Genomic DNA, 16823 nt, shown 5'->3' on the forward strand with positions numbered 1-16823 from the left:
CGATCCAACTCCACAGCTAGCGGGTTGGTTGGGTTATTGGAACGCGATGACCGAACACGGCAGCGTCGTCACGGGAGAATGCGTCTGGACGGGACGCCGAAAAGGCGTCAGGCCGGGCGCGGCCGAAGGCGTCCTGCGGGGGGGCACTCTTCTTATCAGCTGCAGGCTGTGCGTTCCGTTGGTTCCGGACAGCGCGTGGGTCTTTCTGTCGTGGTGGTGCTTGCGCAATCGCCGGCACCGGCAGCCCCGCGCCGGCCAGCACCTTGCCGACGTAGCCGTTGGAAAAGCCCCTCGTAAAGTTGCCGGTGTTGTAGCAACTGAAGGCTGCGTACAAGGCGTTCTGACCGGGTCCGTGAATGGACGCGGCGCGCTTGTAGCAGTCGACGAGCACGCGCTGGGCGGAGGCCAAGTTCGTGCACGGGTCGAAAATCGTTTCTGGCGTCACGCCCAGCCACTTCCAGTTTCTGACGTTGATCTGGCCGTACCCCACGTCGAAGTCAACGCCCTTGGCGATGAGATCTCGCACTTCGCGCACGGCCTCCTGCTTGGAGCTGGGGCGGATGCTGCGGTGGGGCTTGGCGTTCACGCCGATAACGAGCGGATCGAACGCGGACTCGTGCCGGACCACGGCGGCCAGCGTGCTGATATGGACGTCAGGGGCGCACTGGCGCGCCAGGGTCGGAAAGTCCATGGGTCAGTCTCCCTGGTATCCATATCCGTAGCCATCCTTCTCCCGGGCTTTGCGCTCGGCCAACGCCTTCTCGTACTTGGCCAGTTCGCGCTCGTAGTCGCGGGCCTCCACCCAGTAACCAAGCTCTTCCGGCTTGCCGACATAACGGGGAAGATCGCCGGCGAAATCGGTGTATTCGTGAGAGGCGTAGGCACTGCAGTACGTGGGCCTTTTGTCGCTGATCACGGCATAGCCGCCATCGCTCGCGCCCCACCACGATCCGAGCGCGGTGTTCAGCGATTGTGCGTCGCACCGGCCGGCGCCTTTCGAGATCGCCCGCACCAGGCTCTTCATGGCGGGGGAATCCTCCGAGGCCGGACAAAGCTCGAGGAAGTCGAGGCGTGCGTTGAGCGTGTCCGACAGCTTCTTCTTTTTGATGCCGAAGTAGTGGGACAGCGAAGGAGAGCATTCGCTGGGACGGGAGCCGCTGGAAAGGCAGAGAATTGCTTCGCACGCCAGGCGGGTATCGCCGGTCAAGACGTCGGGCTTGATGTCCATGCCCGGAATGCCGGTGGCGGAAACAGGAAGCAGGCCTGGAATGACGGTCAAGACGAAGAGCGCGACGAGGCGCAGTGGAGATTGCATGAAAACTGCCTCCGAGGAAATTAGTGAAGGGGGTAACGAAGGGCGGACCTGCTCTGGTGGCGCCAGCGGTCGTTAGGTCCCGCCGATGCAAACCCCCACGATCTCGACCGCCGAAGCGTGCCAACTGACGCGGACTCTCAGTTGCATGTTCGGAAAGACCGTGCCTCGGGCGCTGGCTTCGCCGTTGCCATTCGTAGTTGTTGCCCCGACGTCGATGGCGCCGTCGCCCACAACCGACCAGGTGAGACCGATGCCGCTCGCGGGGGATCCGTTCGGATAAGTGGCGCGAACGAGGAACTCGGGAAAGCGGCAGTCCACTCCGCCAGGCCGCTTAAGCACTTCGAAATTGACGGACGTCGGCGCCACCACCTGACAACTGCTCTGCCACGCTCCCCAGCCCGTATATGCCACGTCGTTGGGGTTCGATTGCAGGATGTACGCCGTGCGATACCGGACCTGGCTCCCCGTATACCCGGCCGGGCACTGGGCAGTCTCGGATTGCTGGTCAGCGCGGCGGCATCCACCGTAGGTTGTATGCCAGGCGTACCCGGACCAGCAGCCGCCAGCGGGCAGAGGCGGAGACTGACCGATTTGGACCGCGAGGGTGTTTAGGTTCGTGGTCAGGTCAACGTTGGCCTGGTTCGCCGAAGTGGTATTGCCGGCGCTGGGCAGGAGCAGGAGGAGGGCGAGCCAAAGCTTGCCCGTACCCCTCGAATAGGGGAGGAACATATCTTTCTCCAATGAACGTACAGCAGAAAGGGGCGGTGGCGAGTCGGGAATCTCGACTACTGCTTGCACCCTTGGATGACCGTGGCGCGGGCGGAAGGATCCGCCGGCGAGATGGAAACACGGTCGGCCGCGATCGAAGCGCGCTGCGCGACACGTATATAACTTGAGCCGGCATTCTGGAATGTGCCGTTGAACGCACCGCCGACGGTGACGGCGCCGGCGGCGTTGACGTAGCCGGAGCCCGATATGCTGCCGCCGATTGATCCCGCGATGCTGACGTCGCCACCGCGAGCGGTAGCATCGACGCCTTGAAGAGCGACCTGGCGCCAAGGGCTCAAGCCGGCCGGACATTGGAGCGGGGGCACTGACGCCTCGTTCGGCAGATCGCTGTATACGCCCGTGATGACATGGCCGGTCTGGGTAAACCATACGCCTCCCGTACAAACGGCGAGCATCTTGTTTGCTGTCGATGCGTAAAGTCCCTCCACAGTGCAGGCCGCACCAGGCGTGACCGATGTGTTGAGTAGCAGCCCTTTGTTGCTCTGGATCGTCTCCCCCACGGTCAGCGTGTTGTGCAGCGTGACGGGCCGGGTCTCGCCATGCCGCACGAACTGTGCAAAGGGGGTGGCATCCAGACTTGCAGCGATGACTGCATGCCCCGGTTGCGTGCCGAAATCAAACCAGGCACGCGGAATGTCCATCAACGGCCCCCGTACATTTGCGGACCCGTGGGCATCGTGGCCACCGTAGCCTTCAGCGGCGAGGACTACCTTGCTCAAGAGGGTTTGGTCGAAAACGCTACGGTTGGCGGCAGGCGGTGTGCATTCGGCATTTTGTCGGAGGCTGCGCGCTGCGTTAATGGGATGGCAGGCGTAGACGAAGGCGCTGGTACGGCAATCAGCGCCTGGGCAGGTACCCTGTCGGACCAGAATGAACCGCGCTACGTCTCCCAGGCTCGGGTATCGCGGGATCGTCGCTGGCAGCAACCCTAGTGCCGTGAGGTCGGACAACCCGCCCCGCGCGACTTGCGCGCCTCCCACGCTGGCCCAGACGAGGGCTGGCGGCGTGGGATACGAGCCAGCGGGCAGACCCGTGAGGTCTTCGCCGCGCAGCCACGCCTCGTGCTTTAACTGCAGATCGACCACCGCGCCCCGGATTTGCATCAGGTAACGGCCGGTCGCTTCAGCGGCCCCTTCGTCCGCCTTGCGTCGGACTTCCTTCGCCGCGAATACCGCCAGCAACATGACGAGCAGTAGGGCGACCGTGATCTCGACGAGAGTGAAGCCTGCCTGTGTGCGCGCGCGGTAGGGCAGCGGTAATTGAATTAATTGCATTTGTTCGCCTCCGTTGAGAGCCCGTCCGGGCGTGCTGGTGGCACGCCCCTCACGCAGTCCCAGGGAATCAGCGCGTGGCGAAGACGAAGGTGTTGTTGTCGCCATTGACGCAGAGGTTTTGGGCGGTGACGGCGTTGAACGTCCCCGACTCACTGTTGGCGCCCAAGGTTTTTGCGACCGTGCCGTTCACGCTGATCATCTCCGAAATGCCGTTCAAGGTGGAGGCGAGAACGGGGCAGGCGCGATGGTTGACGTTCGTGAGCGTCAGCGAGAAAGCGCTTCCCACCGCGCCGCCACCCAGCGCGGCCGGGGCGATAGTGATAGTCCCGTTCGAGCCCACGCCGGTACCGCCGAGGCGGTGTGCAACCGTGTTTCCGGTTACCTTGAAAACGGTGGAGTCCCGCAGCGACGGCGCCAGGTTCTGGGCGTTGTCGATCGCCGAGTAAGGCGTGGCCGAGTCGCCTTCGCTCATGATTCGTGCGGTGGACATGAACCGCTGCAGCTCGCCAGCCGCCGCAGGGACCCGACCTTGAACAAAAAAGCCCTTCACCGAGGGAAATCCCACGATAGCGAGGATGATTACGATGGTGATGACCACGCCCACCTCGGCCAGCGTCCAACCGCCTTGACGGCGAAGGTCCGCAGATGTGGCGCGCTGGATGGCGCGCTGGGTTGCGATGTTGTGCTTTTGCATCTGAAATCCGATTGTTCGAATGAGTTTTCACCACGAGCCATCGTGGTGGCTAGTTGCTATATTGCGTCGATCATCAAGGCGTTGCGCATGTCCATGATCACGCTTTGGTGCCAAAAGAAGAGGCCAGCCATGACGAGGACGGCGCAAATGAGCGCCGCCCATCGCAGGACCTTTGCGCGGTCTTCAACGCGCTTGAGGATGGTGGTCTCCATGCGTGCGCGGGTCTTCTGCAAGCCCACGTCCGGGCCAAGTGTGTTTGTGAGGTCTTCGAGATACCAGTAGATCTCGCGATCCAGCAGGCCAACGTCAAATATCGCTGCGCCCTTTTTTCCGTCGTCGAGTCGATTCTGAATAGCCTGAAGCCGACGGCTAAGCCAACGTGACGCCCCGGGTAACTGCAGCTCTATCGCTTGACGGATCTGCATGACCTTGCCCGCGCGGGGTTTTACGGCAGTCGCCGCCGTGCTCACCACCGCAATCGCTTGAACGTCCCGGTAAAGCCGATACGGTCCCCACTTGTCGAGCCAGCGGCGCAGCGGGTTGTCCATATAGGGGAACGAGAGATAGACGGCAACGCCGAGGGCGATAGATACCGACCACAGTCGAATACCCTTGTCCCGAATCCACTGCGCCATGTCGAAGAATGCCTGGGTGGATGGAGTGAGCAGCTCAAACCGTATGTCTGGCATGGCGTCTTGCAGCATAGGCGCGGTGAGGTAGGGGACCGCGAGCATCACCATTGCCCATACCAGCAGCAGCATTAGGGCGGCCACCGCCAACGTTCCGACGAGGATTGACCTAAGCTTGGCCGTCACACGCACGACGGCGGCCATGTCGCGCAGCCCGCCCGCGAAGACCGCTTGCCCTTGGGTTTGCAGCGAAACGAATTCCGCGACCTCTCGCGGCGGAAGTGTCCGGTGAAGCGTCCTGCCAAGCTCGCCCGTCTCCACAATCCGGTGCGCCCAGTAAGCCGACAGGACGCCACGGGCGCTCTTGCCGTAGCGCTGCGCGTCAGCTTCAAGAATGCTGAGAAACGTCCGTCGACCCTGAGTGTCCTCCGTAATGTCCGCCAAGTATTCGTACCAGTCCGCACGGACACGCTTGAACTTGCTGGCGGCCTGGCCGACCCGCGTGAAGTAGAAGGGAATCTTCATCCCTTTTTCCTTTGGCGTAGAAGGGTCGCGAACGCCGAGAAATGAGGCTCGATGTCCCGGGGGTCGATCATTCCCTGGCTCATCTTGTAGACGGCGCATTCCATGGTGGACTTGCCCTCCATATCGGGGTCGTCGTACCGGGCGGTGCGCTGGCTGGCGAAGATCGCTCTCAGGCGGATCTCGTCGCCGTTTGCGACGGCTCGAAGCGCATCGGGATCACTAGAGGGCTCGAAGAGTTCAGCTACTGCGGTGCGACTCGCGTAGCCGAAGAGTTCCGGGATCCCCTTCTTGCGGCAGTGTTCGCAGCCTTCCGGGTTTCGGATCTTGAGCGAATCGCTGCCGAAGTCGTATAGGGCTTCGATGTCCGCCAAATACTGTTGCCATGTACCGCGATCTCGTTTGACGCCCATTCGATCCTGGGCACCGTCAAGGAGAGCCACGGCGGGAAGGGCGCAGCTGCACAGTTTGGGCATCAGGGCCTGGTGAACGAGCAGCTTCAGAACGCCAGGGGTTCCCAGCGTGCTGCGCGGTATTCCGATTTCGCTGGAGGCAAAGCGCTGGGGAATGGCAAGCGCACTTCCCACGTGCGTCGTGCAGTAAAGGTTGCTGCCCGAGAGCACGATGTCTTGAAATGCGGCGCCCGTGAGCACATCGCGAATCTCACCGAGAAAGACATCACTCGCGGCCGCTCGCTTGAGCGCCATGAGCTTTGATTTCATCGTGTCGCGGTCGGAGCCATCCAGAGAGCGCGAAACGCTGGCTTGGAGCACGGCCTCGAGGATGAGTTCGACGGGATCCTCGATAGACATGACCTTGCGCGTTCTCGGCAGACGCACAATCAATTGGGCAATGCTCACCGTCTTTCCGGAGCCAGGGATGCCGCCCATGGCGATGGCGCCGCCCATGCTGCGCATCGCCCGCTCGAACTGGGCGATTTGCGAGGGGAGATATCCGAGGGCTGACATGTCCACCCTTTGCACCTTGGAGTCCACGTCGAGCAAGCGCAGCGTGATGGACGGACCCTTGTCTGCAATGAATGAACCCCAGCGAAGCATGTAGCTGCGCTCGTCCACCACCTCGTACAGCCGCCCCTGTTGCTCGTTCGCCATGTCAAGGAATAGGCCGTTCCCGCCGCTGACATCCAGCCAGGCAACGCTGGCCATGTCGAGGAGTTGCTGCGTGGGCATCGCCAGATGTTCAGGCGTGGTGTACTGGCCGTCGATTGTGGCGCTGATGCGCGATTTCGCGGCCGTGGTGTCGATATTCAGATGCAGATCGCTCGCATCGTTGCGTACCGCCCAGGACACGATGTCGTAGAACCCCTGGCGTACCGCCGACTTCTCCTTCTGGCCTCTGATCCGGGAGCTCCGCTGTATCACGTCTTCGGCCTGCATACGCTCTCTGACGAGGGTCAGCAGAATGACCGGGTTGATCGTGTATATCTGGACCGGGCCCTTGGCGGCGTCGATGGCGCGTTGTTCGACGGCGCGAAAGATGTCCGTGTCCAGTTCGCGCGGTTTGACGAATACGACATAGCGCGGTCCATCGAGCTCGGCGACACATGCGGTGACCGCCGATGTCGATCCGCACCAATCAACCTTGAGCGTCCTGAACGCCGGCTGCATCTGGGCAATGTCTTCGAAGGAATCGATGTGCGGGTAGGCGTCACTGGTGCGGGCAGCCGGCATCGATGCGTGCATGTCCAGGACGGGCATCTCCTCCTGTTCGCGCAGGCTGACATGCACCGTGCGGTTGAGCCGTCGCACCCAATGAAGGAAGCTTGAGATCATGGTGTTCCCCGATTAAGGCAATAGGTGACTACGTCCTGGGACTGGTCAACGAAGCTTGCGCAGGGTTGAGAAACGGCTTGCAGGCGCAGTCCGAGGTCGGCGCCGGCGACCGGCTCGGCGTGGCCGGCACGGTAATGCGCCCGGCGGCCGGCCTGGTCGACCAGAACCGTCAGCTGCCCGCCGACGCCTGTGATGGCGAGAAGCCGAGGCGGGGCGACACCGGGCGCTGCGTCAGGGTCGGGCTTGGTGGCCTGGGCAGCTGGCGAGCGGCCGGAAGTGATAACGTGCCCGCCTTCGCCATTTTCGGATTGAGCCTTGCGCTTTTCCTCATCGAGTGCGCGCTGGGCGTCAAGCTCCAGGAGCTCTTGAACGGTATGGGTAATAACCTGGTTCAGGCTGGCGAAGTCGACTCCGGCACCGACCACAGGGATCTGCGCCCACACCGAAAGAGGGGCGGCGATCGCGAGCGCTGCGCCAGCGGCGGCCCAGCCGAGCCCACGTCGCCGTTTGGGTTCAGGGAGATTCAACATAGATGGTTCCTTTGAGCGTTGTGACGAAGGCGCTCGTCGTGAGCCCTGGTGTGGTGTCCGGCGTAAAGCGCATCTGCAACTGCGTGACTTCTGAGGTACGGGGAAGCGCCAAGCCGTACAGGGAGCGCAGGGGCGCGTTGATGACGATTGCTCGGGTTGCCGGAAGCTTGATTTCCTTGGGCCTGATCACGGGTTGTTCCAACCCGTTCGCGAGCTTGATGTTCGGCACCGTGATCGGCACCGGGCCCGGCGGTGAGAGCGTCAAATCCCCGAGTGCCGGGCTCAGCGCCTGCCAGGACGGTTCCCAAAGCTGCCGCATCGCATTTGCGTCGGGCAAGTCCGCCAGCACCATGGGCTGAGCTGCCACCGCCGCTGGGATGGTCCATGTGGCGTTCGCCTTCTCCAGATCGACATGAGCGATCTTCCAGGTCGACGGCAAGGCTGCGTGCAGCGTGCGATTGTCCGCAAGCCGCGTGCGCTTGTACTTCGCTACGCAGCTGCGAACCTTGGGTTGGCAGTCAACCTCGACGAGCTTCCAGCGACCGGGCGCGGTCGGCACGGACTCCAGTTGCTGCAGCAACGGGGCCAGCCCGGGCTCGCCGAGCGTCTGAGCCGTCTTTGCCCACGCCGTAATGGCCTTCTTCCAGAGCGTCGCGGGGTCAACATCGGGCTGCGCGGCGAGCATTTCCTGTGCAATGCGTGCTTGCCGCTCCTCCCAATAGCTCATGCCGATGTCCCAGACCTTGTACACCAGAAACAGGCCCAGAATGGTCCACCAGAAGGGCGAGACCATCGCGAGACTGAATCCTGCCCTGCGCAGGGACGACTGCTGGTTGGTGTGAGCGGCGAGCTGTTGCAGGGAGAACGGCAGTGATTGCGTGAGGTAGTCTCCGTGCACCTGCGCCTCGCCGTAGCGCGCCAGTGCTTCATCGAGTGCACGTTGCGCCGCTTGGGCGTCTGGAATAACAGTGTCGCCGCCCGCCTGAACCACGCCGGCGACGGTGACGGCAATCCATACAGATTTGTCTGGCAGACTGAGTGCAACAATGTGGGTGCCGTGGCGGTGCATCTGTGCAAATGCGGACGCCGCCGAGAACAGGCTCGCGCGTGTCTTTGCTAGGCGCTCCTTGCCTTTGGCGATGAGAAGCCCGACGGAAGGGCTGCGGGCATCGCTGTGTACAAAGTGTGTGGCCTTCACCTTGCGCGCCAGGCGCAGCGCTTCCTTTGGCAGATCCTCGCCGAGGATAGTCTGCCACCGCATGCCCAGGACGAGCTGGTTCGATGTGCCGGGAATGGCGACTAGCCGGTAACTCAGCCGCCGCGGGGTCTTCTCACGTCGTGCCACGTCAGAATCCTTCTTCAGGGATGGCCGTCACCAGGACGACCGTTAGCATCTGTTTTTCCTGCGATGAGTCGGATCCGCCGGCAATCATCGGTGCCTTGTCATCGAGGCGCCGCCTGGTCGAGCTGTCTGCCGATTGTTGATAGCCGCCGATGACTACCTGCTCGCCCGGGCGCACCATCACCTGCTGCACCCGGCCTTGCCCGCCGATATCGGTCTGCTGGACAAACGATTGATCGTCGCGGGATCCGACTGGCTCCTTCTTCATCTCGATGAGCCGGCTGTCGTCGTACGCAATGGTCAAGAGAACCTGCCCGTCATCTTGCGCATCCGGCACGACGGTGAGAAACGTGCCGACAGTCTTCGAGTCCTGCGTAACGGTGACCGTGGGGGACGAGGTGTCGGACGTGCTCTGGGTCTGCTGCAGATCCTTGATGTAGTCGAAGGTGCGGCGCGTGTCGTACTTGCTCGGTCGCCGGTTTTGCATCAGGAGCGGAATGCTCTTGTGATCGATGATCGAGCCCAGCTGCGAGAGCGCCGAAAGCGCAAGGTTCGACCCAGCGAAGGGGCCGCTTCCAACCCGTGCGCCCACGCTGCCTGCAGCTTTGGCCGCATCAAGCAACGGCGCAACGCCGGCCGCCGAGGCGGTGTTTTCACGTCCAAGGCTGTTGAAGAGGATCTTCCAATCCACACCACCTTGATTTAGACGATCGCTTTGCACCGTGATCTCTTCGAAGACCAGGCGAACGCGGCGAGTCATTTGACGATTTTCAGCGTCGAGGAATTCGCTGATCCGGTCTTGAGCGTCCTTGGTGTCCGTCACCACAATCGTGTTCGAAGCACCGTCTGCGGCCTTGATCACGCCGGCGCGACTTAGAAACTGGCTGACCTTGCTGACCACGGCGGCCAGTTCCCGGGCTTCATCCTTCGCGCCCGCGCTGGCTTTGTCGGCCAACATCGAATTGGTCGACTTGATGTCGCGCTGCAGGTTCTCCTCGGCAGCCTGCGTGGGAGTGCGTACGACGTAGCTCTTGGTTTCGGTCCGGTAGAAGCGCAGCGCGCCGATCTTGTCGTCGTACCGCCAGTACACGCCCAGACGAAGCGAGATCGCGTCCAGGACCGAAGCAAGGGGCGCTTGGCCGGCCGGCAACGGCGCCATCTTGGTGCGTGCCACACCTTGGGGCAGCGTCGGTCCAGCGATGCGTTCCACCGCTGCACCGGGGATAAGAGCGGGGACGAGGGTGTCCGCGGCGGTCGAGCCAAGGCTTGCAGGGTTCACCGTGCCCAGATCGCCCGCCAGGCGCGGCAAGAAGTATTCCGCGGGCAGCAAGGCATCGGCGGTCACCTGCGTCAGGATTCCGGTGGCCATCTGGATCCTGTCGGCCAGAGTCTTCAGATCGGCGGAGTTGTCCTCAAAGAGCAACGTCGTATTGACGTTCGCCCTGAGCGCCGGCGGGAGTGTGACTTCGCGGGCCAAGGGTTGGGGCCGGCCGGCGATCCAGGGCAGTTCGACGACTTGACCCTTGGCGCGGTCGATGTCGCCGGCTTTGAGCTTGAAGTGGTCCAACGCGATGGTGCCGTCGGCCTGGCGCAGCGCGGCGCGGGATTCGACGCGGTCAGTGGCCTGCAGGGCCGAGCAGCCGGCCAGCGCGGCTAGCATGACCGTCGCCAGTACAGTGCGGTAAGGATTCATTGGTTTTCCTGGTCGACGCCACGGCTACGATTGCGTGGCGGGAGAGCGGTTGCAGCTGCGTGTGAAGGGCACCATGCGCAGCACCCTGTTGGCATAGAAGCAGGGCCGTACGGGCGATTCTGTCATCGCGATCGCCTGGGACAACGCCTGCGTCGCCTCTTGGAACGACTCCGCCTCGAACTCGGCGGGAGCTTGAATCGGCAGATCAAAGTTCAGTTCCCACTGGTCCGGGCCGAACGTCCAGTTTGCCTTAGCTGCCCATCGTGCGAGCGCCTGGCGCACAGTGCCGTCGTCGGGGCCGATGCGCCAGATTTCCTTGGCCACCACGGGAATGGGTTCGGGGATCGGCTCGGGGGCTGAGGGCGGGGCAACTGTAGGCCTGGGTCCGCTTGCCGGTGCATCCGGGGCCGATGCGGGAGCCGGAGCCGTGGCGGGCAGATCCCTCAGTGCCGGCGGCATCGGAACGGTGTTGGTTGCGATGATGCGGGACTCGGGCTGTGGGGTAATGGCCTGGCCGGGCGTGTCTACCGTTGCACTATCCGTGGAAGCCGGTTGTGCTGGCGTGGGCTGCGGCCCAACTGCGGCAGAAGGCGCTGCCGGTACAGGAATCGGTAGCGGCTCGGCGCGGTTGGTGGTGTCGGTGGCATTCGTTGCGATGGCGTCGGACTCCCCCGGAGTCGGCGTTGGCCCCGAAGCCGGCGGCGGTGGCGCGAGCGCAATTGGTATCGATTCGGGGCGCGAAGTGGATGTCTGTTGCATGGCGGCAGACTTGCGCGGATCGCCATGATTGATGGCAACACGCTTCGTATCGGGCGGCATCGGCGGCGCGGGCGGCACAAAGCCGCAGGCCGAAAGCAGGCAGGCGGCCGCGACAGCGGCCGCCAAGAGAGGTGCTTGCATGGGGGAAACTCCAGTGGGATGGGGTGCGATCTGACCCTGAGTTCGAGAGGGCGATCGGTAGGAAAGTGCGCTGCGCTCTAGAACCGAGAGCCTCGTCGAAAGGCCTGGCGAAGCCGGGTTAAAGCGGGCTGGGCGCCCAGGCATGCATGCCTTGGCGTTCGAGTTCCGCGTGGACGGTACGCATGTCGCCAGGCGAGCTGTGGCGCCGGGCCAGGAGAAGCAGTTCTACGAGGATCGGCAGCAAATTCGCGTCCACGCCGGCGCCGGCACCGTTGTCCACTAAGGCCAAACGGAGCTGTTCAACATGGTCTGCTACGGAGTCCTCTGCCTCGAGCCGGCTTCGCAGGTACTTGGAGAGGGTCAACCCCGCGTCCGCAGCCTCCCGCTCATATCGCCGGTAGGCGGCGTCGCTCAGACGGAAGGACACCAGGCGTTCAAGCAGCCGCCGCACGATACCTGCCCTCCTCGACGACAATCTGGCCAATGGCCTTCGCGAAAGCCTGGTGAAATGCATCCCGCCGGATTCTGCGTTCCAAAGGGGTGTCGATTCGCCCCACGCAATGGGCTTCAAATTCCTGGTCACGAAACTGGAGAGCGCTCAGGAGGGTGTCCGACTGAAACCAATTTCTTGCTGCTTGGCGAGCAGCCCGGGCGGTGGACGGGTATTCAAAACGAGGTTCGTGGCGGCCAGGCGCCGGCCTGCCCGATTGAAGGGTGTTCGTCATGGGGTCGGATTCCTAGGGAATGCCTTGCAGGCCGGGAGGCGATCTGCATACTGCGAGGGTTGTTGCAGGGATGCGTGGCCCGGCCGAAGCGGCTATCCGGACGCGACCGAGCGTGTCCATTTTTCGGACCGTTTGCACCAATTAGTGCCACTTGGTGCCGTTAAACCCCACCTAACTTCTGGGAAAAGTGGCGCTAATTGGCACTAATTGGCGCGTGTACAGATTCGATTCCTGTCGGGCGCGCCAATATCAAAACAAGACCCGTCAAAAAACCGCCAAAAAAGCGCCGCGTCGAAAAGCACCGCGGTCAAGAATGGCGCCGGGTCAGGCTGGTTCAATAACCGGTCATCCAATCAGCCGCATGCACATGCGGTCACCAGGCGCCTGCTGGCGGATTTTCCTTTCTCCCGTTTTTCCCCGTGCCGACGGTATGGTCCGTTGCTTGCGTCTCGCCATGGCGGCGCCGCGCGCAGGGTCATGCCCGGGCCGTGGTCCGTTTGATCTGCTCGATGAAGTGGCGCACGGCTGGCGCGCGCTCATGCCGCCGGTGGAGCGCGGCCACCTCCGAATCGATGGCGGCGCCCGCCAGTTCCCGGAAGACGACGTTCGGCAGTTTCATGACCTCGACCAGGACGCTTGGCACGACGGCCACGCCCATGCCGAGCGAGACATGCGTCAGCACGGTCAGCAGGCTACCGGGGGCCGCCACCACATCGGGCGTGAATTTCCCGCGCCGCGCCACTTCCAGCAGGCCCAGGATCTGCTCGGGCACGATGAAGGCTTCCCTGGCCAGTGAACGCGCAGTGATGGCGCCCGACGCCGACGCGAGCGGATGGTCGGCGGGCAGCGCGACACAGAACCGGTCGCGGATCAGCATGTGGCTGGAGATCGAGGGCGGCAGGACGATCGGCATGCGCACGAAGGCGATGTCGATGCGGCCGTCCTCGAGCGCGCTCGCCAGTTGGTCCGTGGGCATTTCGCGGGTCTGCACCAGAACGTCGGGCCAGGCCGCGTGGAAACGCCGGCATTGGTCCTGCAGGACGCCAAAGAACACCGCCGAGCCCACATAGCCGATTTCGACCCGGCCCAGCTCGCCGCGCCCGGCGCGCAGGCCGACGTTGAGGGTGCGCTCGAGTTGTTCGAGCGTGTTGCGCGCTTCGATCAGGAAGACTTCGCCGGCCGAGGTCAGCGCGACGGACCGCTTGGTGCGGTTGAACAGGCGGACCTGCAGCGCGCGCTCCAATTCCTGGATGTGGGCGGTCAGCGTGGGCGCGGACAGGTCGAGCTGTTCCGCCGCCTGGGCGAAGTGCAGCGTGCCGGCGAGCGTCACAAAGGCCTTCAGATGGCGGATCTCCATGCGCTGGCCCCTGCCGCGTTGGTGGAAGTGACGCCATCATATCGCCAGCCGGGGCCGGCACAACCTGGCCTGGCACGACGATATGGCACGAGGGGGCATGACACCGAGCCACACGGCACGACACCGTGCGCTCAGCGCGCGGGGCGGGCGTCGCGCATCAACAGCTGGACCGCCAACGCGCAAGCCGCGGCCATGGCCGCGGCCAGGGCGAAGGCGCTGGCGAAGCCGACGGCGTAGCTGTCGCGGGCGATGGGCATCAGTACCGCGGCCACCGCGGGGGAGTAAGCCGCCATTGCCCGGTCGAGGTCGCCGGCGATGACCTGGTCGTAATAGCTGGCGGCCACGTGCAGGCCGGCGCGCTGCGTCGCGGCCTCGGCGTAGTGATGAATGCTGCTCGCCAGCACCGCGCCGAAGCCGGAGAACCCCAGCAGGATGCCGGTGAAGCGGGACGTGGTGCTGATGCCCGACGCCATGCCGGCGCGGCCATGGGGCAGGGTGCTCATGATGGCCTTCTGCGTCTCGCCGTTGAGCAGGCCGCCACCCATGCCCAGGATGGCCATGCTGCCGATCAGTGGATAGCCGCTGGCCTGCCGGGTCGCCAGGATCATGAGCAGGTTGCCGATCGCCACCACCGCGAGGCCGATGCTGAGCACGCCGCGGGAATCCAGGCGCGCCGACAGTCTGCGGCCGACGTGGGGAAACACCAGCATCGCCAGCGCGAAGGGCAGCATGCTGGCGCCCGCCGTCAGTACGGTCTGTCCGCGCGCGTTCTGCAGGTACATGGGAAGCACCGATGCCATCACCTGCGCCGTCGAGGCGTAGGCGAACATCGCGATGACGGCGCCGACGAACGGCTTGCTGCGGAACAGTCCCAGTTCCACCAGCGGATGGGGATTGCGCGATTGCGAACGCAGGAACGCGCTCAGGCACAGCAGGCCGAGGACTGCGACGATGGCCACCGTCGGGCTGCGCCAGCCGATGGCCGGACCCACGATCAGCAGCCAGGTGGCGGAGAACATGGAGCCGGTGAAAAACAGGATGCCGACCGTGTCCAGCGGGCGGTTGTCCGGCTCCCGCGATTCATCGATGCAGCCGCAAGCCGCCAGATAGAGGATGACGCAAATCGGCAGGTTGATATTGAAGGCCCAGCGCCAGCCCAGCAGGCTGCCGATCAGGCCGCCCAGCAACGGCGCCAGCACCATCGTCAGGCCCATCACGCCGCCCCAGGCGGCCCAGGCGCGATTACGCGCCTCGGGCTGGTGGAACGCATTGCCGATGACGGCCAGCGCGGGCGCCAGGAGAAAGGCCGCGCTCAGGCCCTGGCCGGCCCGCGCCAGGTACAGCACCGTGGCCGAGGGGGCCAGGCCACAGAACAGCGAGGTCGCGGCAAATGCCAGGATGCCCAGTTTGAACACACGCTTGCGGCCGTACCGGTCGGCAATCGAGCCGGCAGGCAGCAGCATCGCCGCGAAGCACAGGACGTAAGCGCTGATCACCCACTCGATGTCGGCGAACGAGGCGTTCAAATCGCGGGCAATGGCCGGCAGGACCACGCCGACGACATTGGCGTCCAGCACCGTCATCGCGCAACCCGCGGAGGCGACGAGCAGCACGGCGCGGTCCCGGGTGGGGGATGGGGAGAGGGCGGAAGAGGGCAGCGCGGTGGGCAAGATGATGTCCTGTAAGCGTGGGAGGCGGTGGACCCGCCGCGCTCATTTCAGCATCGCCGTCTGCGAGGTTCAATACGCGAAAACCGATGAATAATTCGGATTTTCCGAATACCGAATTCAGTGCGAACCCCCCCATCGACGAAAGGGGGGTATGCCTGTCGTCGTTGCGTGATTCCTCATAAATAGCATGAGGGCATGACAGCGCTGCGCGCTTGCCGTGAGGTGCTTTCATGTGTGCGTCCCGCGCCACAAAAGCGGCTGATTTTTCAAATCGGCGCTTGTTTGCGTTGATGTCCGAAAAACTGACATACAGCGTTTTTAGACTTCGTCCCGTCATGTGCCGAGTTGCTGCCCGTGCTGCTTGCCGACTCGCATGCGCATGTCTGTTCAATCAACGGGAATCTGTAATGAAAAAGACTCTGATCGTCACCGCCCTGTTCGCCGCCCTGTCGGGCGTCGCGCACGCTGAAACCTCGGTGACGCTGTATGGCTTGATCGACACCGGCGTGGGCTTCCAGCGCATCAAGGGTAACGACGGCTACAAGGAATCGAAGGTCGGCATGGCCAACGGCGTGTCCAGCGGTTCGCGCTGGGGCCTGCGTGGCGCCGAAGACCTGGGCGACGGCCTGAGCGCCGTGTTCACGCTGGAAAGCGGCTTCAACTCGGCCACCGGCCAGTCGGGTCAGAGCGGCCGTCTGTTCGGCCGTCAAGCCACCGTCGGCCTGAAGAGCGATTCGTGGGGCCTGCTGGAGTTCGGCCGCCAGACCAACATCGCCTCGAAGTACATCGCCGCGATCGATCCGTTCGGCGCCAGCTACGGCCAGGCCAACGTGGGCGCGGCCTTCGGCGCCGCCAACACGGTCCGCTACGACAACATGGTCATGTACCAGACCCCGTCGTTCAGCGGTTTCCAGTTCGGCCTGGGCTATTCGTTCAGCGCCGATGACACCAAGGATGGCGCTGCCCAGTTCAACGCCGACGGCACGCGCAAGAGCAACCCGTCGCAAACCGGCTTCCGTACCGCCAACAACACCCGCGCCATCACCGTGGGTCTGCGTTACGCCAACGGCCCGCTGAACCTGGCCCTGACGTACGACCAGCTGAACCCGGCCAACCAGCTTGGCACGGAGCAGAACCCGAAGCAGTGGATCATTGGCGGTTCGTACGACTTCGAAGTCGTCAAACTGGCACTGGCCTACGGCCAGACGCGTGACGGCTGGTTCACCGGCCAGTCTCTCAATGCCTTTGGCAGCGGCAGCCCGGTTGCCAAGAGCTTCGGCAGCAACACCGTCGCGACGGATTTCAAGTCGAATTCGTACCTGGTCGGCCTGTCGGCCCCGGTCGGCGGCGCTGGCAGCATCCTGGCCTCGTGGCAGCGTGCCGACGCCAACAACACCAAGCTGACCGGCGACGACGCCACCATGAACATCTTCAGCCTGGGCTACACCTACAACCTGTCCAAGCGCACCAACCTGTACGCGCTGGGTTCGTATGCCACGAACTTCGCGTTCATCGACGGTGTGAAGAGCACGGTCGGTATCGTGGGCGTGCGTCACCGCTTCTAAGCGGCGACCCGCTGTCCGGCGGCGC

General features: G+C 63.8%; 16 protein-coding genes. 1 reads left to right on the forward strand and 15 read right to left on the reverse strand.

Going from position 1 to position 16823, the window contains the following annotated elements:
- Positions 1–16: 16 nt before the first annotated feature.
- The 15 genes from AOZ53_RS30030 to AOZ53_RS30095 all read right to left on the reverse strand — a co-directional run bounded on the left by AOZ53_RS30030 (position 17) and on the right by AOZ53_RS30095 (position 15233).
- Positions 17–691: a lytic transglycosylase domain-containing protein gene (locus AOZ53_RS30030; protein ID WP_054490639.1), complete on the reverse strand. Its 675-nt coding sequence runs from the start codon at positions 689–691 to the stop codon at positions 17–19.
- A 3-nt stretch (positions 692–694) separates the two neighbouring features.
- Positions 695–1315 carry a TrbM/KikA/MpfK family conjugal transfer protein gene (locus AOZ53_RS30035; RefSeq protein WP_054490641.1) on the reverse strand — a complete coding sequence of 207 codons (621 nt, stop codon included), beginning with the start codon at positions 1313–1315 and terminating at the stop codon, positions 695–697.
- A 72-nt stretch (positions 1316–1387) separates the two neighbouring features.
- A complete protein-coding gene (locus AOZ53_RS30040) occupies positions 1388–2044 on the reverse strand; it encodes a hypothetical protein (protein ID WP_054490643.1) in 657 nt (218 codons plus the stop codon).
- A 56-nt stretch (positions 2045–2100) separates the two neighbouring features.
- Positions 2101–3378 carry a hypothetical protein gene (locus AOZ53_RS30045; protein ID WP_054490645.1) on the reverse strand — a complete coding sequence of 426 codons (1278 nt, stop codon included), beginning with the start codon at positions 3376–3378 and terminating at the stop codon, positions 2101–2103.
- 67 nt (positions 3379–3445) lie between these two features.
- Positions 3446–4072 (reverse strand): type 4 pilus major pilin, encoded by a 627-nt coding sequence (locus AOZ53_RS30050; protein WP_054490647.1) that lies wholly within the window; start codon positions 4070–4072, stop codon positions 3446–3448.
- Between the two features lie 56 nt (positions 4073–4128).
- Positions 4129–5226 carry a hypothetical protein gene (locus AOZ53_RS30055; protein ID WP_054490649.1) on the reverse strand — a complete coding sequence of 366 codons (1098 nt, stop codon included), beginning with the start codon at positions 5224–5226 and terminating at the stop codon, positions 4129–4131.
- Entirely contained in the window at positions 5223–7016 is a 1794-nt protein-coding gene (locus tag AOZ53_RS30060; RefSeq protein ID WP_054490651.1) for an ATPase, T2SS/T4P/T4SS family, read from the reverse strand. The genes AOZ53_RS30055 and AOZ53_RS30060 overlap by 4 nt, the downstream gene beginning before the upstream one ends.
- Complete coding sequence (locus AOZ53_RS34550; RefSeq protein ID WP_156333580.1) at positions 7013–7546, reverse strand: hypothetical protein; 534 nt, start codon at positions 7544–7546, stop codon at positions 7013–7015. Before AOZ53_RS34550 ends, AOZ53_RS30060 begins: the two co-directional genes overlap by 4 nt.
- Positions 7530–8891: a hypothetical protein gene (locus tag AOZ53_RS30070; RefSeq protein WP_054490655.1), complete on the reverse strand. Its 1362-nt coding sequence runs from the start codon at positions 8889–8891 to the stop codon at positions 7530–7532. Before AOZ53_RS30070 ends, AOZ53_RS34550 begins: the two co-directional genes overlap by 17 nt.
- Position 8892: 1 nt before the next feature.
- Positions 8893–10581, reverse strand: coding sequence for a type II secretion system protein GspD (locus AOZ53_RS30075; RefSeq protein WP_054490657.1), 1689 nt, complete (start codon positions 10579–10581; stop codon positions 8893–8895).
- Between the two features lie 24 nt (positions 10582–10605).
- Positions 10606–11481 (reverse strand): toxin co-regulated pilus biosynthesis Q family protein, encoded by an 876-nt coding sequence (locus AOZ53_RS33975; protein ID WP_197286548.1) that lies wholly within the window; start codon positions 11479–11481, stop codon positions 10606–10608.
- A 118-nt stretch (positions 11482–11599) separates the two neighbouring features.
- Positions 11600–11932, reverse strand: coding sequence for a hypothetical protein (locus AOZ53_RS30085; protein WP_156333581.1), 333 nt, complete (start codon positions 11930–11932; stop codon positions 11600–11602).
- Positions 11916–12206, reverse strand: coding sequence for a hypothetical protein (locus tag AOZ53_RS34555; protein WP_156333582.1), 291 nt, complete (start codon positions 12204–12206; stop codon positions 11916–11918). The genes AOZ53_RS30085 and AOZ53_RS34555 overlap by 17 nt, the downstream gene beginning before the upstream one ends.
- A gap of 475 nt (positions 12207–12681) precedes the next feature.
- Positions 12682–13563 carry a LysR substrate-binding domain-containing protein gene (locus tag AOZ53_RS30090; RefSeq protein WP_054490663.1) on the reverse strand — a complete coding sequence of 294 codons (882 nt, stop codon included), beginning with the start codon at positions 13561–13563 and terminating at the stop codon, positions 12682–12684.
- A 131-nt stretch (positions 13564–13694) separates the two neighbouring features.
- Entirely contained in the window at positions 13695–15233 is a 1539-nt protein-coding gene (locus AOZ53_RS30095; RefSeq protein ID WP_231690708.1) for an MFS transporter, read from the reverse strand.
- Positions 15234–15640: 407 nt separating this feature from the next.
- On the opposite strand from AOZ53_RS30095, the gene AOZ53_RS30100 reads away from it, so the two are divergent.
- Entirely contained in the window at positions 15641–16798 is a 1158-nt protein-coding gene (locus AOZ53_RS30100; protein ID WP_054490665.1) for a porin, read from the forward strand.
- The last annotated feature ends 25 nt before the right edge of the window (positions 16799–16823 follow it).

Origin of the sequence: Achromobacter sp. 2789STDY5608621, from assembly GCF_001299375.1 — a bacterium.
GTDB classification, from domain to species: domain Bacteria; phylum Pseudomonadota; class Gammaproteobacteria; order Burkholderiales; family Burkholderiaceae_B; genus Achromobacter; species Achromobacter insuavis.